The organism is Mucilaginibacter sp. P5_A6 (genome assembly GCF_056400585.1).
The window spans coordinates 12,431-34,187 of record NZ_JBFUKZ010000013.1 but is presented as its reverse complement, the minus strand read 5'-3'; the positions used below and the strand labels follow the sequence as shown (position 1 = coordinate 34,187).

At 41.3% G+C, this 21,757-nt stretch carries 19 protein-coding genes; 11 read left to right on the top strand and 8 right to left on the bottom strand.

Annotated elements, in window-relative coordinates; genetic code table 11:
* The 3 genes from AC1DO4_RS15065 to AC1DO4_RS15055 all read right to left on the bottom strand — a co-directional run bounded on the left by AC1DO4_RS15065 (position 1) and on the right by AC1DO4_RS15055 (position 4,605).
* On the bottom strand, positions 1 to 567 hold the full coding sequence (locus AC1DO4_RS15065; RefSeq protein ID WP_477417186.1) for a peroxiredoxin family protein: 567 nt from the start codon (positions 565 to 567) through the stop codon (positions 1 to 3).
* Positions 568 to 1,169: 602 nt separating this feature from the next.
* Positions 1,170 to 2,987, bottom strand: coding sequence for a serine hydrolase domain-containing protein (locus tag AC1DO4_RS15060; RefSeq protein WP_477417184.1), 1,818 nt, complete (start codon positions 2,985 to 2,987; stop codon positions 1,170 to 1,172).
* Positions 2,974 to 4,605, bottom strand: a complete 1,632-nt coding sequence (locus AC1DO4_RS15055; protein WP_477417182.1) for an amidohydrolase — start codon at positions 4,603 to 4,605, stop codon at positions 2,974 to 2,976. Before AC1DO4_RS15055 ends, AC1DO4_RS15060 begins: the two co-directional genes overlap by 14 nt.
* A 234-nt stretch (positions 4,606 to 4,839) precedes the next feature.
* On the opposite strand from AC1DO4_RS15055, the gene mutL reads away from it, so the two are divergent.
* From mutL to cysS, 5 genes are all read left to right on the top strand, one after another.
* Complete coding sequence (gene mutL, locus AC1DO4_RS15050) at positions 4,840 to 6,699, top strand: DNA mismatch repair endonuclease MutL (protein ID WP_477417180.1); 1,860 nt, start codon at positions 4,840 to 4,842, stop codon at positions 6,697 to 6,699.
* A gap of 21 nt (positions 6,700 to 6,720) precedes the next feature.
* On the top strand, positions 6,721 to 7,437 hold the full coding sequence (locus tag AC1DO4_RS15045; protein WP_477417178.1) for a rhomboid family intramembrane serine protease: 717 nt from the start codon (positions 6,721 to 6,723) through the stop codon (positions 7,435 to 7,437).
* Positions 7,438 to 7,472: 35 nt separating this feature from the next.
* Positions 7,473 to 8,348, top strand: coding sequence for a rhomboid family intramembrane serine protease (locus AC1DO4_RS15040; protein ID WP_477417175.1), 876 nt, complete (start codon positions 7,473 to 7,475; stop codon positions 8,346 to 8,348).
* The gene (locus AC1DO4_RS15035; protein WP_477417173.1) at positions 8,338 to 9,453 is read left to right on the top strand and encodes an endonuclease/exonuclease/phosphatase family protein; all 1,116 of its coding nucleotides are present in this window, start codon (positions 8,338 to 8,340) and stop codon (positions 9,451 to 9,453) included. The genes AC1DO4_RS15040 and AC1DO4_RS15035 overlap by 11 nt, the downstream gene beginning before the upstream one ends.
* 199 nt (positions 9,454 to 9,652) lie before the next feature.
* Entirely contained in the window at positions 9,653 to 11,116 is a 1,464-nt protein-coding gene (gene cysS / locus AC1DO4_RS15030) for a cysteine--tRNA ligase (protein WP_477417171.1), read from the top strand.
* A gap of 123 nt (positions 11,117 to 11,239) precedes the next feature.
* On the opposite strand, the gene AC1DO4_RS15025 is transcribed toward cysS, so the two are convergent.
* Positions 11,240 to 11,926, bottom strand: coding sequence for a hypothetical protein (locus AC1DO4_RS15025; RefSeq protein ID WP_477417169.1), 687 nt, complete (start codon positions 11,924 to 11,926; stop codon positions 11,240 to 11,242).
* A 324-nt stretch (positions 11,927 to 12,250) separates the two neighbouring features.
* Here AC1DO4_RS15025 and AC1DO4_RS15020 point away from each other — a divergent pair, with 324 nt between their 5' ends.
* The 3 genes from AC1DO4_RS15020 (at position 12,251) to AC1DO4_RS15010 (ending at position 14,719) form a co-directional block, all read left to right on the top strand.
* Positions 12,251 to 13,123: a hypothetical protein gene (locus AC1DO4_RS15020; RefSeq protein ID WP_477417167.1), complete on the top strand. Its 873-nt coding sequence runs from the start codon at positions 12,251 to 12,253 to the stop codon at positions 13,121 to 13,123.
* Positions 13,124 to 13,373: 250 nt separating this feature from the next.
* Positions 13,374 to 14,231, top strand: a complete 858-nt coding sequence (locus tag AC1DO4_RS15015; RefSeq protein ID WP_477417165.1) for a response regulator transcription factor — start codon at positions 13,374 to 13,376, stop codon at positions 14,229 to 14,231.
* A 14-nt stretch (positions 14,232 to 14,245) separates the two neighbouring features.
* Complete coding sequence (locus tag AC1DO4_RS15010) at positions 14,246 to 14,719, top strand: CAP domain-containing protein (protein ID WP_477417163.1); 474 nt, start codon at positions 14,246 to 14,248, stop codon at positions 14,717 to 14,719.
* Positions 14,720 to 14,815: 96 nt separating this feature from the next.
* Here the strand turns inward: AC1DO4_RS15010 and pyk are convergent, their stop codons facing one another.
* A complete protein-coding gene (gene pyk, locus AC1DO4_RS15005; protein ID WP_477417162.1) occupies positions 14,816 to 16,252 on the bottom strand; it encodes a pyruvate kinase in 1,437 nt (478 codons plus the stop codon).
* A 66-nt stretch (positions 16,253 to 16,318) separates the two neighbouring features.
* Positions 16,319 to 16,744, bottom strand: a complete 426-nt coding sequence (locus AC1DO4_RS15000) for an IPExxxVDY family protein (protein ID WP_477417160.1) — start codon at positions 16,742 to 16,744, stop codon at positions 16,319 to 16,321.
* A 147-nt stretch (positions 16,745 to 16,891) separates the two neighbouring features.
* Between AC1DO4_RS15000 and AC1DO4_RS14995 the strand changes: the two genes are divergently transcribed.
* The 3 genes from AC1DO4_RS14995 to rnc are packed head-to-tail and all read left to right on the top strand — an operon-like array spanning position 16,892 to position 19,137.
* The gene (locus AC1DO4_RS14995; RefSeq protein ID WP_031266521.1) at positions 16,892 to 17,128 is read left to right on the top strand and encodes an acyl carrier protein; all 237 of its coding nucleotides are present in this window, start codon (positions 16,892 to 16,894) and stop codon (positions 17,126 to 17,128) included.
* Positions 17,129 to 17,147: 19 nt separating this feature from the next.
* Positions 17,148 to 18,401 carry a beta-ketoacyl-ACP synthase II gene (gene fabF / locus AC1DO4_RS14990; protein ID WP_477401986.1) on the top strand — a complete coding sequence of 418 codons (1,254 nt, stop codon included), beginning with the start codon at positions 17,148 to 17,150 and terminating at the stop codon, positions 18,399 to 18,401.
* Positions 18,402 to 18,411: 10 nt separating this feature from the next.
* Positions 18,412 to 19,137: a ribonuclease III gene (gene rnc, locus AC1DO4_RS14985; RefSeq protein ID WP_477401985.1), complete on the top strand. Its 726-nt coding sequence runs from the start codon at positions 18,412 to 18,414 to the stop codon at positions 19,135 to 19,137.
* A 14-nt stretch (positions 19,138 to 19,151) separates the two neighbouring features.
* On the opposite strand, the gene AC1DO4_RS14980 is transcribed toward rnc, so the two are convergent.
* Both AC1DO4_RS14980 and AC1DO4_RS14975 read right to left on the bottom strand, forming a co-directional pair.
* Positions 19,152 to 19,928: a hypothetical protein gene (locus AC1DO4_RS14980; protein ID WP_477417158.1), complete on the bottom strand. Its 777-nt coding sequence runs from the start codon at positions 19,926 to 19,928 to the stop codon at positions 19,152 to 19,154.
* Positions 19,929 to 20,377: 449 nt separating this feature from the next.
* On the bottom strand, positions 20,378 to 21,751 hold the full coding sequence (locus AC1DO4_RS14975; protein WP_477417156.1) for an alpha-L-fucosidase: 1,374 nt from the start codon (positions 21,749 to 21,751) through the stop codon (positions 20,378 to 20,380).
* Positions 21,752 to 21,757 lie beyond the last annotated feature (6 nt).

Here is a 21,757-nt window from a genome sequence, read left to right as displayed (position 1 = left end):
TTAATTGGTGCAATGCGGCAGCTGACAGCCATAAGCCCGTAATGCCAGCTGGTCGAAAAGCATTTTAGCGTTATCATGCAGCAGGCCTTTTATTGCTATTTTGGCGTAACTTGTTTTTTCGTCGGTACAATATCGGCTGCTGTTATAATTTCCTCTGTAATATAATTTGTGCTGTGCATCTAACAGGACCGCCTGCGGCGTAGAATAAACCCCGCAGGTAGTGGCTATAGTCGTATCGGACAAAACAGGTATATTTAAATTAAATTTATCCTGTATAGCTTCAACAGTAAAGGTTTTTTTGCTCATCACAATCACTACAAAATCTACCTCGCTGCCATATTGCTTTACCAGCGATCTGAACGTTTTAATATTAAATCTTGAGCAGGGGCACTCCGGATTAAAGAAATGGAGAAAAAGAGGTTTACTATGGTAACTGTTTAATGGCCCGCTTAATTTAATAAACTTACCCTGACTAACCGCTTTGTAGTTTTTAGGTACAGGAGTGGGTAATTGGTACACCCATTCGTTATACCAAAACAATACACCCACCGCGGAAAGAAGGATCATTAACCAAATTATGACTATCCACTTCTTCATCTCAGCCTTTCTTTCCGTATTAGTACGGATATATTATTAAAAGGTTGTAATCATTAAATTCTTCATTTTGGAATTATGATATTCAGATTTAGATATTACTCTGAGCAGCATCGGGAGGTACAAAACAATCCTTCATTTTGGAATTGGAATGTTCAATTTCAGATTAGGAAATAAGGGTTGAGTCTATGCGAAATTGTTGGCCTTCGCTCTGGAGGGGATAAAAGTGGATAAGGAGAGGAATTAGATCTGCACCTAATCCCCCTCACTATTAACTAAAGCTTGTCAAATATGTAATTTAACTCTTTACCCGTCAATACCTATTACAAAACTGTAAACTTGTTGTATAAATGTTGTATAAAAGTGTATAATAATAAGCTGTGGCTTTACAAAACTTATCCAATCTTTTACTATTCTCCCGGTATGGGCGTTAAAGGTAGTGGAAAGGGGAATGAACGGATATGGAAATAACTTCACAAGCAGCCCCGAGGGTATTTATAAGGATATGTTTTTCACGTCCTTTTTGCATGGTGCTGACAAGATCTTGCCGGGGTCCAAATTAAAAATCGAAATCCCTACATCCCCTTTCCTATCGCCTCATAAACCACATCCTGGATCCTTGGCCGTATGTTGAGGCTGCCCAATTTACTGCTCACGTTTGGATGTACCCTGTTACTCAGGAATATATAAACCAGGTTGTACTTAGGATCAACCCAAACACAGGTGCCTGTAAAACCGGTATGGCCATAGGCCTGCGGCGATGCCAGTTTTGAAGGGTAATGCCTGTCGGCAATCGGGTCCCACCTGTCAAAACCCAACCCCCGCCTGCTAACCGGCGATTGTTTTGAAGTGAACAGGTCAACCACCTCGGGCTTAAAGTATTGCACTCCGCCATAGGCACCCTTGTTCAGCAGCATCTGGTACAGTATGGCTACGTCATTGGCGCTGGCAAATAAACCCGCATGCCCGGCCACCCCGCCTTTAAGGGCCGCGGTAGGGTCATGCACATAACCATCCAGCAGGCTTTGACGATACTCCTGGTCGTTTTCAGTAGGCACTATCTGCCCCGGGCTGAACCTGTACAAGGGTAAAAAACCCGCGGTTTGCATTCCCAGGGGTGTGTAAAACTGCTGCTGCACATAAACATTTTCGGGGATGGAAGTAATGCTTTCTACCACTTCCTGCATAAACAGCATGCTTACATCACTATATACATATTGCCCAGGTGTTTTTATTGGGGAGTTTAGCATCTCAGGCAGCATAACATCCTTATAGTAGTCTTTCCGCAAAAAGTAATGCTCTGATACTTTGGTTGGATAAGCCGCTGACGAATCGGTACTATGATCTGATGGCTGCACCCTTTCAAAAGACTGAATATCCGGTATCAGTCCTGCCTGGTGCAGCAGGATCTCGCGTACCTTGATGTTGTTTTTATTACTCCTGCGGGCAAGCGGAATATAATCGCCTAATGTACTTTCTATACTTAATTTACCCTGATCAACCAGTTGCATAGCTTCAACCGTAGTAGCCGAAACCTTGGTCATGGATGCCAGGTCGAATATATCCGTCAGCTTATCGGGCACGGCATTTTCATAGGTATGGTAACCATAAGCTTTGTTAAATATTACCTTGCCATCTTTGGCAACCAACACCACGCAACCAGGTGTAGCGCGCTGGGTCATGGCCTCCCGCGCTATCCGGTCAATCTCCAGTAAATTATCAGAATTAATGCCGGCATCCTCGGGCACGCTGTATTGCAGCCTTATTTTATCGGAAACAAATCCCATCCCCTTGCTATAAACCGGCGAATATGTTTTGGTTAACTTTTGGGTAATGGGGACTCCTCCAAATATTGCCTGGGCCGCATAGGACGCCGAAACAGATGTTACCCGCTCTGCCCATATCACGGGTACAGTAACATTATTCAGCCTGGTCAACATTGGGCCATAGCCAAATGCGGCCACTATTACGTTCTTTATTTTTTGATTGGTGTTGATAAAATCTATCAGCTGCTGGTTGCTCAAATCGGCGTCATTTACCTGTAGTATAATGGTATTGTACCATTTAAGATCGGCAGCCAGGTCATTAAATGTTTTATTCCCTGTGTAGCCGTTACCGTCAAAAGCCTGTACCCTGGTATATTTATTTAACAGGCTATCAAAGGTTGCAGCATATTGGTTGGTAAAATGAACGCTGGCTATTTTAAGGTCTTCCAGTTTTTGCAGTGGAATGATGTATTGGGCATTGTTGAGCAGAACGGTAGAATTTTGAACCAATCTTTCCTCTGCAACATAATTTTTACCAGTAAGGGGCGGGTTTTGCGCACAAGCCGTATTAAATAATGCAAACCCCAACAACACTAAGGAAACACAACCCCATTTATTTTTTATCATATACTTTTACTCCGTTTATATAGGTTTTAATCACTTTAACAGTTGGCAGTTCGGCTCCCCTTACTTTCATGATATCCTTATCCAATATCACAAAGTCGGCATATTTACCAGGTTCGATACTGCCCTTTTCCTTTTCTTCGAAATTGGCTTTAGCGGCCCAAATGGTCATACCTTTTAAAGCTTCTGTCCTGCTTAAAGCATTCTCTGACTGAAAGCCGCCCGCAGGGAAACCCTTCAGATCCTTCCGCTCCACCGCAGCATAAAACGTATACATGGGGTTAATATTCTCTACCGGGAAATCTGTTCCTAAAGGGATCCAGCCGTTCTGCTTTAATAATGTTTTGTAAGCATAGGCAGATTTTAGCCTTTCGGCACCTAAACGTTTACCCGCCCAATACATATCTGATGTAGCATGTGTAGGCTGTACAGATGGGATAATGTTATTATCGCCAAAGTATTTAACATCTTCGGGGGCTATTACCTGCGCGTGTTCAACCCTCCACCTCAAGTCATTTTTCCCTTTCAAAACCGAGGCGTAAATTTTCAGGATCACCCGGTTGGCCGAGTCGCCAATAGCATGGGTAGACATCTGGAAACCTTTTGCAGCAATCTTTTTGGCCACCTCCCCGAAGTGGGTCTGGCTGCTCAACAAAAAGCCGATCCAGTTTTTTTTATCCGCATAAGGTTTTAACAGGCATGCGCCTCTTGAGCCCAAAGCGCCATCCGCATAAACCTTAAATCCCCTTACATTAAGGCCGGGGGTTTTAAACACGCCCCGTTTAAATAGATAGTCGTAATTCTCCTGCCTGTCGGCAAGCATTACGTACATACGCATTTTTAATAATCCCTTATGCTGCAGATCGGCAATGGTGCTGATCATGGTATAGGGCAATCCACAATCATCAACCGTTGTCAGTCCAACCGCGAAACAGTTTTTCTGTGCCGATAACAACGCGTTCTCCACAATAGGGGCGGTTGGTTCGGGTATTTTGCGCGTAACAATACCCATAGCATTATCAACCAATATACCCGTAAGTTTACCATTGATGGTTTCAATTTCGCCGCCATTAATGGTTTGGCCGGGTTTTACCCCGGCAATATTTAAAGCTGCCTGGTTGGCAATTATCGCATGCCCGTCAACACGGCTAAGTATCACCGGCCTTACCGGGAACATGCTATCGAGCCTGGCTTTATCCGGAAATTGTTTTTTTGTCCAATCGTTTTGATCCCAGCCACGACCAATGATCCAACCATCGGTGTTACGGGCGGAGTAAGCTCCCACCGAATCCACAACCTCGTTCCAGCTTTTGGTTCCATCAAGGTTCACTTCCTGTAAGCCAACGCCATATTCATAAAAGTGGGCATGTGCATCAATAAAACCGGGGTAAATGGCAGCCCCCTGAACATCAATCACCTCATGGGCCAGGTATTTTTGTTCCAGTGTATCGGCATTGCCAACGGCTACAATTTTACCATGGTTTACCACAAATGCATTAGCAGTGGTAAAGGCGCTGTCGACGGTATAAACAACGGCATTTTTTATTAAAAGATCGGCATTGTACTCTTTTTGTTTGCAGGCTGCGACCAAAAGTAGCAGCGCCGGCAATAATTTCTTCATAGATTTTAGCTTTTAGTATCAAGTAGTAAAATTCAAACGCAGCAAATTGCACTACGCTACAGGGCCCAAATTAAATTTCAGTTATTTTGCAAAGCTAAGGCTTTCCATGAACCAAAATCTTGATACTTGATACTAACTACTCGATACTATACATATACAATTATCAAATCATAAAGTTATGCCTTCAAATATTTAATTTAGCATCGAAAACGAAATTGAAGGGAATTTTTTTAAATGTCAGATATTATACAGCTTTTACCAGACGCCGTTGCCAACCAGATTGCCGCCGGCGAGGTGGTGCAACGACCTGCATCTGCGGTAAAAGAATTAGTTGAAAACGCCATCGATGCCGGGGCCGGCAAAATACAGCTCATTATAAAAGATGCCGGAAAATCATTGATACAGGTAATTGATGATGGCTGCGGCATGAGCATTACCGATGCCCGTATGTGCTTTGAGCGCCATGCAACCTCAAAAATACGTAAGGCCGAAGATTTGTTCGCCATCCGCACCATGGGTTTCAGAGGCGAGGCGATGGCATCCATAGCCGCCATTGCCCAGGTTGAACTAAAAACCCGCCGCCACGAGGATGAGCTGGGTACTTGCATTTTTATTGAAGGATCAGAAGTGATAAGCCAGGAAGCATGCTCTGCTGATACCGGTACATCCATCTCTATAAAAAACTTATTTTATAATACCCCGGCCCGCCGTAACTTTTTAAAAAGCAACCCGGTAGAGATGCGCCATATCATCGACGAATTTCAACGGGTAGCCTTAGCCAATCCTAAGATATTTTTTACCCTGCATCATGACGGGCAGGAAGTTTATCATTTGCCGGGCGCCGCGCTTAAACAACGCATTGTTCATTTATTCGGAAATAATTATAACCAAAGACTGGTACCGGTTGAAGAGGATACTACCATCATCAATTTACGCGGTTTTGTGGGCAAGCCCGAGTTTGCGCGCAAAACAAGGGGCGAGCAGTTCTTTTTTGTGAACTACCGTTTTATCCGCGATGCTTACCTAAACCATGCCGTGCTTACAGCATTCGAGGAGTTATTGCCTGATGATTGTTACCCTTTTTACGTGTTGTTCATCGATATTGATCCATCAAAAATTGATATTAATGTACACCCTACTAAAACCGAGGTTAAATACCAGGACGAAAAGGCCATTTACGCCATTATCCGCTCAGCAGTAAAACGTTCTTTGGGCAGATACAATATTACCCCCAGTTTGGATTTTGACCAGGAGAACAGCATCGAGCACCTCATCACCCTAAAACCATTTGAGGAGATAGTTGCACCTACCATATCTTTCAACCCTGATTTTAACCCTTTTGCTGCCGAGAAAAAAACATCCCGCGAGCAGYACCCGTTTTTACGAGATAGTGGCAATTACAAGAGCAGCCCTATTCCAGGCAATTGGGATACGCTGTACGAAATCAGCAAAAAGGAAACCAGCCTGCAACAACAGATGCACGAAGAAAAAAGTATTGCAGTTGATGAGCAGGAAGTAAGTAAGCCAAGCGAGCGGCAATTGTTTCAGATCCATAACAGGTTCATCCTTTCACAAATTAAATCGGGCTTTATGCTGATAGGGCAGCAGGCAGCACATGAGCGCATTTTGTACGAGCGTTTTTTACAGCAATTGCAAAATCACTCCGGGGTGAGCCAGCAAAGCCTGTTTCCGCAATCGGTAACATTAAACGGAAGCGATTTTGAGTTATTAAGGGAACTTTTGCCCGACATAAAAGCGCTTGGGTTCGATATCCGCGAGTTTGGTAAAAACACGGTGGTTGTTGAAGGTGTACCCGCCGAACTAAACAATGTAGACGAGCATGAACTGCTTGAGCATTTGTTAGAAGGCTTTAAAAACAATTTGGCCATTTTAAAAGTAGATAAGCGGGATAACCTGGCAAGGTCATTAGCACGCAACGCTGCTATTAAAACAGGAACCAAATTATCATTAGAGGAAATGAACCAGCTGATTGACCAGCTTTTTGCCTGCCAAATGCCCAACCAGGCATTGAACGGTAAGCCCGTAATCAGTACCTTTACAATGACCGAATTAATGGAACGCTTTGAAAAATAGCTCAGGGGCTTTAATTATACTATGAACCAATACAGTCAATCACCATTTTCAAATATTACGCCGGTTGTAAAAAACCTGTTGATCATTAATGTTTTATTTTTTATAGGAACGTTTGTATTTGCCAGACTCGGAATAGACCTGGTTACATTACTATCGGCGTTTTATTTTAATTCGCCTTTATTTCATCCATGGCAAATTATTACTTACATGTTTATGCATTTCAATATTTCACATATTTTTTTCAATATGTTTGCCTTGTACATTTTTGGCCCAACCCTGGAGTATACCATGGGTTCCAAGCGCTTTTTGCAATACTATTTTATAACAGGTATTGGTGCTTTGGCCTTACAAATGCTGGTACAGGCCATTGAAGTACACGGAGTAATAGGCACTTTTACTATTGCCAACGGCGATCTTTCGCCATATGTTAACATGGAGGGTTTTAACAAGTTAAAAGAAATATACACTGGGGCAACTTTAGGTGCATCTGGCTCAATATTTGGACTATTACTTGCCTTTGGGTTCCTATTCCCCAATGTGGAAATGATGATACTATTTATTCCCGTACCGGTTAAAGCCAAATATTTGGTTACAGGCTATATACTAATAGAATTATTTAGCGGGTTTGGGCAGTTTGCAGGGGACTCTGTTGCTCATTTCGCGCACCTTGGTGGGGCATTATTTGGCTATATTATATTAAAAGTTTGGCGAATGGAACGACCCAACAATTTATATTAACAACAAGAGTTATCAATAAATAACGGTACATTTTTATGAGCACCCTTTGGCAAAATCTCCACTATAAAATGCTGCGGTCGGGCAATAAGCTCAACCTGCTCATTGGCATCAATGTAATTGTTTTCCTGGCTGTATATGCAACAGCTGTTGTTGAGCAGCTTTTTGCGGGATTTGGTAATAGCCTAATACTTTTTTACAGTAATGAATACCTGCTGCTTCCTGCCTATTTCCCAAAACTATTAACCCATTTTTGGACACCCTTAACCTACATGTTCATGCATGCCGGCATATTGCATATCCTGTTTAATATGTTGTGGCTATATTGGATGGGCCAAATATTTGAAGAGTACCTGGGCAACAAACGTACTATAGGGTTATATATTATGGGGGGCCTGGCCGGCGCCTTGGCCTATCTACTATGCTTAAATTTTTTACCAGCGTTTACCAATATACATGCGGCCGTAGGCAGTACAATAGTTGGTGCATCGGCCAGCGTTATGGCCATTGTTGTAGCTACAGCTACTTTATTACCTAACTACGCTATATCATTAATGTTTATTGGCCCGGTAAAATTAAAATGGCTGGTATTCGTTATCCTGGTGATTGACTTTTTGGGCACCGTTGGTCCAAACGCGGGCGGCGAAATAGCTCACCTGGGCGGGGCATTGTTTGGGTTCATCTACGTTAAACAGCTTCAAAAGGGGCATGATTGGATTACATGGATAGCCAGTTTATTCAAATCAAAGTCAAAATTAAAGGTAGTACATAATATTACCGGAAAAAACAGCATAGAGTATCCCCGTCAGGACGAAATTGACCGTATATTAGATAAAATTTCACAATCGGGTGTTGATAGCCTGAGCAGACAGGAGAAAGAAACTTTAGCTCGCGCAAGCAAGAATGAAAAATAAAAAAAGCAGGTTAAGTTTTATTGATAAAGTTATTTTATGGATAAACCTGCTTCTTTGTTTTGCTTTAGTTATCAGCTATTTTGCGCCATACGTCAACCCTCAAAAAATCTGGATAATTGCCTTTTTCGGGTTGGCCTATCCACCTCTGCTGTTACTTAATGTTATCCTTATGGTTTACTGGCTGCTGCGCAGGCGCTTGCAGTTAGCATTTTCGCTGGCAACTATACTAATTGGCTGGGGTACACTAAACAACAATATTGGCTTCCATTCCGGCTCATCCTATACGCCTGTGCCCGGGTCTAATGCTGTGCGTATCATGACCTATAATGTTCATAATTTTAAACGATATGGGGCAAAAAACGATGCCTCTACCAAGCATGAAATATTAGCCCTCATTACCAGTCAGCAGCCTGATGTTATCGGCTTCCAGGAGTTTTTTACCCGCAACAAGGGCCAATATGATATGCGCGATTCTATTGTTAAAATTTTAGGGGTTAACAACTTTTATTTTGAGCCGTTCACTATTAGTAACCAGGAAAGCATTGGCATGGCCATTTTTTCAAAATTCCCTATAATAGCTAAGGGAATGATCCGCTTGTCTAACGATAAAACCTCATCAAACCAATGTTTATATATCGATGTAAAAAAAGGCGAAAAGATTTTCAGAGTTTACAGTGTTCATTTGCAATCCATAAAATTTAACCCCTCGGATTATAAATACCTGGATAGTGTATCAAAAAAAGGAAAAACGGATATGCAATCAACCAGAAGGCTGGGTGGTAAATTAAAAATAGCATTTATAAAACGCAGTGAGCAGGTTTTTAAAGTTAAAGCCCATGCCGCACTGTGCCCTTACCCCTACATTATATCCGGCGATTTTAATGATACGCCCACATCCTTCGCTGTAAACCAAATGGCAAAAGGGCTCAAAAATGCTTTCCGCGAAAAGGGATCGGGTTTTGGGCGCACCTATAATGGCGATTTTCCTAACTACCAGATAGATTATATTATGGTAAGCCCACAATTTGATGTGGCATCATACCAGATCATAGAAAAAAAATTATCAGACCATTTTCCGCTTCGTAGCGATTTAATATTGAATTAGTAAAAGTATGCAAAAAAGCATCGACCGGGTTTATGTTTGCGATTAGCCCAAACCGTGCATCGGCTATCAGCCTCAGTATACTTTTACGCATTTGCTGCACCGGTAATTCTCTTTTTCGGCAACTATCATATAGTTGTAAGCTTTAATATTCAGATGGCCGACATTAGCTTAAAATTGAAAAAATCGTAAGTTTGCCCTCATGAAACAAAATTTGTTTGTTTACAACACTTTATCCCGCAAAAAAGAAGAATTTAAAGCACTTAATGCCCCACATGTGGGCATGTACGTGTGTGGTCCCACTGTATACAGCGATGTACATTTGGGTAACTGCCGTACCTATATATCTTTCGATCTGATGTTCCGTTACCTCAATCACCTGGGCTACAAGGTACGTTATGTGCGTAATGTAACCGATGCCGGCCACTTGGAGGGGGATGCCGGAGACGAAGGAGAAGATAAAATATCAAAAAAGGCAAAACTTGCCCAACTGGAGCCTATGGAAATTGTACAAAAGTACACAGTAGGTTTTCATGAAGTAATGCAGATACTCAATACACTGCCGCCAAGTATTGAGCCAACAGCTACCGGCCATATTGTTGAGCAGATTGAGATGGTAAAGGTGATACTTGAAAAAGGATATGCCTACGAGGTGGATGGCTCAGTTTATTTCGACGTTGAAAAGTATAACAAAACCAGGGATTATGGTGTATTAAGCGGCCGCAATTTAGAAGATCTGATGAACAACACCCGTACACTGGGCGGTCAACAGGAAAAACATGGCAAGCTTGATTTTGCCCTGTGGATAAAAGCCAAACCCGAGCACCTGATGAAGTGGCCTTCGCCATGGGGTGTAGGCTTCCCGGGCTGGCATTTAGAATGCTCGGCCATGAGCCAGAAATATTTAGGAGATCAGTTTGATATCCATGGGGGCGGCCTTGACCTTGTACCCACTCACCATACCAACGAGATAGCTCAGCACGTAGCCTGCTGTGGTAAAAACCCGGCCAATTACTGGGTGCATACCAATATGCTTACCGTTAACGGCCAAAAAATGTCAAAATCATTAGGCAATAGTTTTTTACCGCATGAACTTTTTAGCGGCGAAAACTCTATCCTGAATAAAGGCTATAGCCCCATGACCGTTAGGTTTTTTATGCTGCAGGCTCATTATCGCAGCACGCTTGATTTTGGAAATGAGGCTATGGAGGCCTCTGAAAAAGGTTTCAGGCGCTTGATGAATGCCTATGCCCTGCTAAATGGCTTAAAGGTATCTGCCGGTACCGAAATTGAAATTGAACCGCTATTGCAACGCTGCTACGCGGCCATGAATGATGATTTTAATAGCCCGGTATTAATTGCCGAACTATTTGAGGCATCGCGGATCATCAATTCGGTAAATGATGGTAAAATGAAGATAAATGAAGCAAACCTGCAGCTGCTAAAAAACCTCATGCACACCTTTGTATTGGATGTATTGGGCTTAAAGGATGAGCAGGCCGATAACGATGATCTGCCAAAGGTATTGAACCTGATAGTTGAACTCAGGAATGAAGCTAAAGCCAGTAAAGACTATGCCACAAGCGACAAGATCCGCGAGGGGTTATCAAAAGTTGGATTTCAGCTAAAGGATAGTAAAGATGGCACACTCTGGAGCAAAAGCTGATACATAGAACCAAGGGATTAAGAGGCGAGGATAAATATTTGTCTTCGCCTCTACTTTTGATTGCTGTTTGCGACATAGTGAAGCAAGGAACAAAAGGAATATTTTCTTAACCCCTAACGCTACCTACAAAGAGTTGTAATAATTAAACAGCCGAGCCAGGTCTCTATCACTTTTGAAATCAATTTTATTACTTATAATAAACGCCCGAACATTCTCCCCTTTATCACTTAAGGCAGCCATTACATTTTTTTGCACTGGCTTAAACTTAGCAAGTTTATTATCCTTTAACAAGTAATAAACAGCATCCTTTAACGCAAAAGTTTTTGTTACTGTTGCTGAGTTAAAAACCTGGTCTGAGTGAATCACCTTTTTGTAACGTTTTAACACTTTGACCTTACCATCAGCAATTACCTGGTAAAATGATGCTGGTGTTTGCTCATCAACAGCCGGGTAGCCATTACTGAATATTAAAGGCAAAAGATTGCTTTCCGGTATTCCAAACGTATCAAACCGGAAACTTTTAACAGGCTCAACAAAGGCCAGGGCCAATGAATCCCTGGGGCTTTGAAATAAAAGTTCATCCTTTATCAGGTCATATTTGAGTTTTGCCAGCATAGTTTTGCCGCTAACCAGGCTAACGGTACCCGGAAACCAGTTTGCGGCGAGGTATGGGCTACCTTCAACATCAATATAAAGTTGTTCCATAACGGGCTTGCCCTGGTTATCGTTTAACATCTGCGTTTGTGCATTTGCAAAAAAACAATTCACCAACAAGCCTGCTACACAAAAACTAAAAAGGGATATCTTCATAATAAGGTAATTTTATACGCTAATAGCATATCGCATTTTTTAAACAAAACATTATGCATATTATTGGCTTGTATACTTCAACGGGCAACAACCGGCTGCTTTACGTGGCTAAACACCTGTAAAACTACACAACAAATCAACATGATGAACACGAATTTTATTTTATTAAACTCATCCGGCCACAATTAAATATAATCGTTTTCGTTTCATATTAAACACAAAAACAGGTAATAGTATAAAACTATTCATATTTTGCGGCAATTTACATTGCATTACCGACTTAAAATTTATTACTAAATTGCCCTACCAAAATCTTATTAAAACATGAAGAAAATATTATTAGCCGCCACATTTATGAGCTATAGCTTTTTTGCTTTAGCGCAGTCGTCACCGGTTAAAGTAAGTAAGGTTGTTACTGCCGAAGAAGACTTTAATAAATTAGTTGAGCGTAAAGGAATAAAGGATGGTTTTTTGGCAGTTGCCGCTTCCGACGGTATTGTATTTAAACCGGATGCTGTGAAAATCGTCGATTTTTATAATAGCATTGATAAGCAGCCCGGCAAACTGAGTTGGCTTCCAAAATTTGCCCGCATATCTGCCAATGGCGATCTTGCGTTTACAGCCGGGCCATATATTTACCAAAATGGGAAAACTGATGACGATAAGGTTTATGGTGATTATGTTTCCATCTGGCGTGCCGATGTTGATGATAATAATAAATTAAAACTATTAATTGACCTTGGGATACAACACCCCGAACCGGAAGAAAAGGCCATTACTGATTTTAAAGACCCTGATGCCTCCTCAAAATCTGAGCCGAGCAAAGATCCCTTCACAGCAAAAAGTGTTATAGTAAATACCGATAAAATATTCAATCACTCGCTAACGCTATCGGCATTGGCCAGTTATAAAGAGTTTTTGAGTCCCGAAGGCCGTTACTATTTCCCTGGGTTTGAACCAATGACCGGACCAGATGTGATCATGAAATTTATAAATAACCAGGCCATCAGCATATCTGCCGAAACCATTGACGCGGGTCGTTCTACAAGCAATGACCTGGCCTACAGCTATGGCCATGCACGCATTACAAAAGGCAATGTAGTGAGTAACTACAACTATGTGCGCATATGGGAAATTGATCAATCAAAAAAATGGAATATTCTGCTTGAAGTGTTTTCGGCTATTGAAAACGAATAAGGACTAAGCTTAATTATATTAAAAACAGCGATGAGTAAACTCTATCGCTGTTTTTTTTGCCTTTTTTTTACCCTCATTGATGCAACTATGCCAAGCAGGTAAAACTTTATTTTATCCCTAAAGTTCTGCATATCATAGCAAGCCAACGGCCATTTAAATAATAAATTTCACGAAAGCTGCTGTAATACCTATAAAAAATTATGATTAGCTTTATAAAATATAAAAGCGTTCTGCTTTGTAAAACCTATTTATGTTTCATCAAATTAACACGCGGACACAATTGCGTTACGATCCTTGTGGGAATACACCTTGCAACGAGGTAAAACCCCTGGTGCATATTATTGAAGACAACTATGATATGCGAATGGTAATAAAAGATGAATTTAAGAATGATTACCGTACTATTGATTCACAAAATGGTGTAATCGGGTTCGAAAAAACCATCAGGAACATACCAGATGTAATAATAAGTGATATACAGTTGCCCGGGATTAACGGCGTTAATCTGTGCAAGCTGTTAAAGGAAGACCTGCGTACATCTCACATACCTATTGTATTAATAACCGGGTTCGGTGATCATGATGAAGGTTTAATTAACGGACTGGAGAACGGGGCAGATGATTACATGGTAAAGCCTTTTAGTTTTAACATTTTAAAAGCCCGGGTTAGTAACCTGATAAAAACAAGAAAGATATTATTAAATAAATTTACAAATGAGCATTACGCGCTGCAAAACAAATCCGGACTAAAAGATAATGATGAAGTGCTTTTAAAAACAACATATGAGGTTATTGAACAAAACATTAGCAATACGGCCTTTGAAGCCGACGATTTTGCAAGAGCAATTGGCATGAGCCGGGCTCAAACTTATCGTAAAATAAAAGCAATAACCGGCCTGTCCGTTAAGGAATTTATTCGCGTTACACGCCTCAGGAAAGCCGCCGGTTTGCTAATCAGCACCGATCATAATATTTCTGAAATTGCTTACCAGGTAGGGTTTAGTTCATGCGCCTACTTTTCATCCTCCTTTAGCAGCTACTTCAAAATTTCTCCAAGTAAATATGTTCTTTTAAACAAGGGCAAAACATCTTACAATTTTGATTTTTAACTACTGGTAGAAGTATGCCTGCAAAAAAAAACATTGCATTTTACATTTTGCTTTGCCTTGCTTTGGGTAGCTGCAAAAAAGACAACATAGCTATTGACGATGTACATGCCGAAATGCTGGCAGCTGTTAATGAACTAAGAAGCACAGGCTGCACCTGTGGTACTGTTTATATGTCGCCCGTCCCTCCGGTTAAATGGAACAATAATCTGGAAGCCGCCGCTGCTGCACACGCAAAGGATATGTTTGTTAATAATTATTTTAACCACATATCACCCAGCGGATCATCGCCCATACAAAGGGCTATTGAGGCAGGCTACACGGGTACGTATACAGGCGAGAATATTGGCACCGGCTACAACAACGTAAAGCAGGTGATGGATGCCTGGAAAAAAAGCGAAGATCATTGCAAAGCCATGATGGATAGCATATACGTAGATTTTGGAGCAGCAAGATATAATACTATTTGGGTGCAGGAGTTTGGCAGGTAACCAGGTGCCGGGCTAACTGTTGCTTTTGAAAAGAGCAAAAAAGCGGATCATGCCTTAGCATAACCCGCTTTTTATATTAAGCTAAAAGCTTATTAATTATTCAATAACGCTCACTTTAAGCATATTGGTTTTACCTTGTTTAATAATAGGCACTGCAGCCGTGTTTATTACCACATCGCCTATTTTAATCAGTTCTGCCGCTTTAAGAATGTTGTTTACATCGCTTATAGTATTATCAGTACTTTCCAGCTTATCATAATAGAAAGACCGAACACCCCACACCAGGCTAAGCGCGTTTAACAATTGCTTGTTGGCGGTAAATATGTAAGTACTTGCTTTGGGCCTGTGACTCGAGATCTGGAATGCGGTGTACCCGGAAGTTGTCATAGATACAATACCTACCGCGTTACTATTTTGTGCAAGATGCACTGCCGACTCGCAAACCGTATTGCTCAGGTAATCAGGTGAGGCAGGATCAGAATTTACTTCTTTAGATGAATTAAAGTTATAACCCAATTCTTCAACGTTACGCACAATTTTGGCCATTGTTTCAATAACTATCACCGGGAACTCGCCAACAGATGTTTCACCGCTTAGCATCACTGCATCAGCTCCATCCAGTACAGAGTTGGCTACATCGTTAACCTCGGCACGCGTAGGGCGGGGGGTAGTTATCATTGACTCCAGCATCTGGGTTGCAACAATTACCGGTTTTGAGGCTGCACGGCATTTACGGGCAATCATTTTTTGAAGCAATGGAACTTCTTCCAAAGGCATTTCAACTCCAAGATCGCCACGGGCTACCATTACACCATCTGTTGCGGCAATAATTTCATCTATATTATCAATGGCTTCGGGTTTTTCAACCTTGGCTATAACCCTTGCGGCTTTCCCGCTTTGGGCAATAATCTGTTTTAGTTCAATAATATCCTGGCCGGTGCGCACAAACGATAAGCCTATCCATTCCACATCATATTTTAATGCAAACTGCAGGTTGATCAAATCTTCTTCGGTTAAGCTTGGGATAGATACTTTGGTGTTTGGCAGGTTAACGCCTTTACGTGATGTTAAAATACCGCCGTGTACAACTTCGCATATAACTGTATCCAGTCTGTTGGTTTCAAGAACCCTTAACTGCAACTTGCCATCATCAAGCAAAATAATTTCGTCTGCCTGTACATCCTGCGGGAAGGTATCATAAGTAATGTAGATCTGCTCATCATTACCAATACATTCCTGGGTAGTAATTTTAATATGTGTTCCGTTAACTAAGTGAATACCGCCATCTTTTACCAAACCAATACGAATTTTGGGGCCTTGTAAATCGGCCAATATGCCAACATTGGTTTTATATTCTTCGTTAATCTCTCGTATGGTATCAATAACAGCTTTGTGGTCTTCCGGGCGTCCGTGCGAAAAATTAAGGCGACAAACGTTTACTCCGGCTTTTATCATGGCTAATAAAACTTCTTTTTTAGCTGATGCCGGGCCCATGGTGGCAACAATCTTAGTACGATTATAATATAATTTCATATTGTTCTGTTTAAACTGGCTACGTATTCACATTAGGTGTAATACCAACACTTTTAAAATTTTGCGCTAAAATAACAGATTTTCCCGTGATTTTATTTTTTTCGGATCAATCTTTACGGCGGCAACAATTTCAGGGATTTTATTTAAGGTTGATATCAGGTTGTCAAGGTCATTATCATCAATATAATTCCTGATCATTAAAAAATAATCGGCACTCTTAATTTCGGGCACTAAATAGCCCTCAGAGCCTTTATTCGCAATAAAATAAAAATCAGTTTCGGTAGTTTCCCAGCTATAATGGTATTTTGAAAATAAAACAGGCTCGCTTCCCTGATGAATATCAACAGCCAGATCCTCCGTTTTAATAAAATTAAAATTTAAAAACTTATTGATAAGATAACATGCACGGTAATCTTTTAATGAAGTTGTTACCGCAATCAGTACAAAATCAAAATCGATCTCAAACTTTAAAAATTTCCTGTTCAAAATCATTACTTTTACACCGTCAAAAATACAAATCGAAACCGTTCGAATAAAATTTTGTTATCGAATTATATTGTAAAAGTTTTAGATTTGATTATTGACAGAATTTATTTTTCTTTGCACTGAATTTTTATTAATCATTAAACTATAAAGACTATGTCTGATATCGCTTCAAGAGTAAAAGCTATTATCGTAGAAAAACTGGGTGTTGACGAAAGTGAAGTTACACCAGAAGCGAGTTTCACCAATGACCTTGGTGCCGACTCGTTAGACACCGTGGAATTGATCATGGAGTTTGAAAAAGAATTTAACGTGGCTATTCCTGACGATCAGGCTGAAACTATCGGTACTGTAGGTCAGGCTGTTGCTTACCTTGAAAAAAACGTTAAATAAGACTCCCTAACTGGATTAAATGGAGTTCAAAAGAGTTGTAGTAACCGGGCTTGGAGCACTTACTCCAATTGGTAATACCGTTTCTGAATATTGGAATGGTTTGATCAATGGGGTAAGTGGCGCTGCCTTTATCAAAAGTTTTGATACCACACATTTCAAAACTAAGTTCGCATGCGAAGTGAAGGGCTTTGATGCGGATGGTTTTTTGGGTCGTAAAGATGCCCGTAAATTAGATCCGTTTGTTCAATACGCGCTTTTCTCAACAGAAGAAGCTGTAAAAGATGCCGGGTTGGATTTTAGCAAATTAGATACCAGCCGCATCGGGGTTATCTGGGGATCAGGTATTGGCGGTTTAAAAACGTTTTTGGATGAAGTTGTAAACTTTGCCAAAGGCGATGGAACACCACGTTTCAACCCCTTCTTTATCCCTAAAATGATTGCTGATATTGCCCCTGGCCATATTTCTATCAAATACGGATTGCGCGGGCCAAATTTTTCAACTGTTTCTGCCTGTGCATCATCAAATAATTCGCTTATTGATTCATTCAACTATATCCGTTTGGGTAAAGCTAATATGTTTATAAGCGGAGGTTCTGAAGCCATTATCAACGAAGCAGGTATCGGCGGCTTTAACGCCATGCATGCCTTATCAACCCGTAACGACGATCCGGCAACGGCATCGCGTCCGTTTGATCTGGACAGAGACGGTTTTGTAGCCGGCGAAGGCGCAGGTACCATAATTTTAGAAGAACTGGAGCATGCAAAGGCCCGTGGCGCTAAAATTTATGCCGAAATGATAGGCGGCGGCATGAGTGCTGATGCCTACCATATGACTGCTCCACATCCGGATGGGCTTGGCGCAGCGCTTGTTATGCGTGCAGCCCTGGAAGATGCTAACCTTACTCCTGCAGATATTGACTATGTAAATGTTCACGGAACATCAACACCTATTGGCGATCCGCAGGAAATTAAGGCTATACAAGATGTTTTTGGCGATGATATTTATCGTATAAATATCAGCTCAACCAAATCAATGACAGGCCACTTACTTGGCGCTGCCGGTGCAGTTGAAGCTATTGCCTCTATACTGGCTTTAAAGAATGGTATAATACCCCCTACTATTAACCATTTTGCCGATGATCCTTCTTTTGATCCTAAAATTAATTTCACCTTTAATAAAGCACAACACCGTGAAATTAATATAGTTCAAAGCAATGGGTTTGGTTTCGGGGGCCATAATGCTTCTGTTATATTTAAGAAATACGAAGATTAATTGTGGTTTAATGCCTATAAGTCGGTTTTACAAGCTTTATATATCGCCCAATAGAAAATACGTTAAGGTTTTAAATAATTTGCTCGGTTTTGTGCCGGGCAATTTGTCGTTATACCGTTTGGCATTCCGGCATAAATCCGTAGCTCAAAACGTAAAAAAGGGTGTAAAGAACAGTAACGAGCGCCTGGAGTTTTTGGGCGATGCAGTGCTGGGCAGCGTTGTTGCAGAAGTGCTTTTTAAACTTTACCCTTATGAAGATGAGGGCTTTTTAACGGAGCTGCGCTCAAAAATTGTGAGCCGTAATAACCTTAACCAGCTTGGCCGCAAGCTGGGCTTTGATAAACTAATAGAGTATGATAACCGCATGCTGAACTCCAGCAGGCAGGGATCATTACTTGGTGATGCTTTTGAAGCCTTAATTGGTGCTGTTTATTTGGATAAGGGCTATGATTTTACCAAGCGCTTCCTGATAAACCACATCATCAAATCGCATATTGATATTCATAAGCTGGAGCAAACCGAAACTAACTTTAAAAGTAAATTAATCGAATGGTGCCAGCGCCATGGCCGCGATATTACTTTTGAACTGGTAACCAATCAGGAAGGCGAAAACGCCAAACTTTTTACAGTGCAAGCGCTGGTTGATGGCGATGTAATGGGATCTGGCAAAGAATTTAGTAAAAAGAATGCCGAAAAACTCGCGGCCGAAAAAGCCTGCGAAGCCTTGAGTATCTAAAAACAACCTATTTGTTAATGTTTCCCTGGTGCGGACAGCTTTGTTGAATCGGGCTTGATGAATGTTGGCGAATTAAGCAGCTCCAATTTATCTTTCTCGCTACTATTATTGTAGTATTCAAATGATTTCTGGGTGTGTTTTATCAGGTCGTAATCATTCCAGCCCTTCAGGTCATCAAATGTTGGCGTATAATAATTCATGAACCGCTGCGCCAGTGTATCCGATTGCAATTTGGTAATTTGCCTTACAAAAGCAACATTATATCGCCTGTTAATTTCTGCCTGTTCCACTTCGCCTTTTGAAAACTGGGCAAAACGCTTTGCCCGGTTAGGGGTTTTGCCAAAAAGTTCATAGATGCCTGTCAAGGGATTGGTTATAAACGAAGTTACCGGGGGCTTGCCATTGTAAAATGTACCCTGTTTACGATAATCGCTCATAATTTCATTCACCTCCTGCCGTTTGGTTTGGCCGGTAATTTTAACCTCGTTCAAAACAATCTGGGGTTGCATATACACCGGCATATCGCTGTTATTCAACACCTCTATTTTTTGCGGAGTATATTTTTCTTTCGAAAAAAGCAGTGTATCCCCTGCCGACGCCTTTATCGTGAACCAACCCAGATCATCGCTCATGATCAAAGCATTGGTTTTTAAATTTTTGATCATTACCTGGCCCACACGTTCGGGTGTGTTCTTTTTAGAGGTAACACCCTTAAGGGTAAATTCCTGGGCTGATGCATTTAAAACAAAGCAAAAGCAAACGAGTAACTGCAGGGAAAAACGAATACGCATTAATACTATTGTAAACGCAAAGATAGCCAGAGTATTTTAAACTAAATGTGAAAAAGTGTTAAAGGTAGTAGTAGTCAGATGTAGCCGACCTTAGAACAGCCGAAGGCTGCGGACGCCAAAAGGAATTATTACATTGATGCTTCGATTAAGCGTAGTGCCCGCTGTCAGCGGCCGCTCTGCTTCCTGCAATATACTTAATAATTCGGAGCCGGGCGCTTTTGAACAGCGAAAGTTTTGGTTACCCTGCTGTAAAACCACAAGCCCGGCGCAGGGCCTGGCCTTGTGGTTTTGTTAAACTTAGCCTGTGATGATACACCTGCAAGGGCGGGAATAAAGAAGATAATACCCGATAATGAATTTTACCTATTCATCGCGGAAGCTTTTACCTTCATGTCCGGTTACAATCATTAGTAACATTTAGCGTTGATTGAGGTCTCTTTCAACAAAGTTTACTCAAGAAACAGTTCTATCACCGGTATTTCCATTAAAGGTTTTTTTGCCGGAACCTTTAGTTCCAGGTCGTTGGGGTTACTGCCCGATTGTCTGCATATCAGTTCGGAATTATCATGCAAAAACTGCGCGTATTTCACTTTGTCCTTATAACCGGGCAGGGATAAAAAACCATCTGACGGATATTTATATAAATGTACATATAGCTTTTTTGCAGCCGCATTGTAAGTGAGTTTGGTATCCGCCGGAACTTTGAACACCTCGGGTGCAGATGTGCAACCATAAATAGCCTTATTGTTTGCATGCATCCACAGGGCTAAACTATCCAGGGCTTTAGTAGCCCGGTAATCAAATTCACCACGGGCTGTTGGCCCTACATTTAAAATAAGATTACCACCATTGCTTACCGATGTAATTAATAGATCAAGCAGCTGCCGGTTTGTTTTCCAGGTATTCTCGTCCCTGAAATATCCCCATGAACCTGAGAATGTTTGACAGGTTTCCCATAACTGATTTTTGTACTTCACTAATTCGCTTGCACTTACCTGCTCCGGCGTTACAAAATCTGCTCCGTCTTTGTACTCGTCCAATCCTAAACGGTTGTTAATTAAAATACCGGGTTGCAGCTTTTTGACCAGTTTAAGCAATTCAACAGATCCCCAATCATCTTTGCTCTTGCCATGAACTTCCTTTGTCCCGTCGGAGAAATCAAACCATAATATATCTATTTTACCATAGTTGGTAAGCAGCTCGGTAACCTGGTTGCGTAAATACTGCCTGTAATTTGCCATATCACGGTTTTTATTCAGCCTGTTAAAAGCGGTATCGCCGCCTGTTGCCGGCTTAAGGGGGTGCCAGTTATCAATTGCATAGTCGGGGCTATGCCAATCAAGCAGTGAATAGTAAAATCCAACTTTTAACCCCTCCGCTCTGAAAGCGTCCACATATTCCTTTACCAGGTCGCGTTTTGCGGCGGTATTGGTGGCTTTATAATCGGTATATTTACTATCAAACAAGCAAAAGCCCTCGTGATGCTTGGTTGTTAGCACGACATATTTCATACCGGCGGCTTTAGCTTGCCTGGCCCAGGCTTTCGGATTAAACTGATCGGGATTAAAAGCATCAAAGTATTTTTGATATTGCTCATTGGTCAAATGTTCGTTGCTTTTCATCCATTCGTGCCTTGAAGGTAAAGCATACAAGCCCCAGTGAATAAACATCCCAAAACGGGCATCCGTCCACCATTCCATTCTTTTCGTTTTATGAGCTGGCGTTTCATTACTTATTGACTTCTGTCCGTAGGTAACAGAAGCCGTTAAGAGTAAACTTAATAACATTAATTGCACTTTACGCGCATGTGGTTTCCTGAGCATGAATTT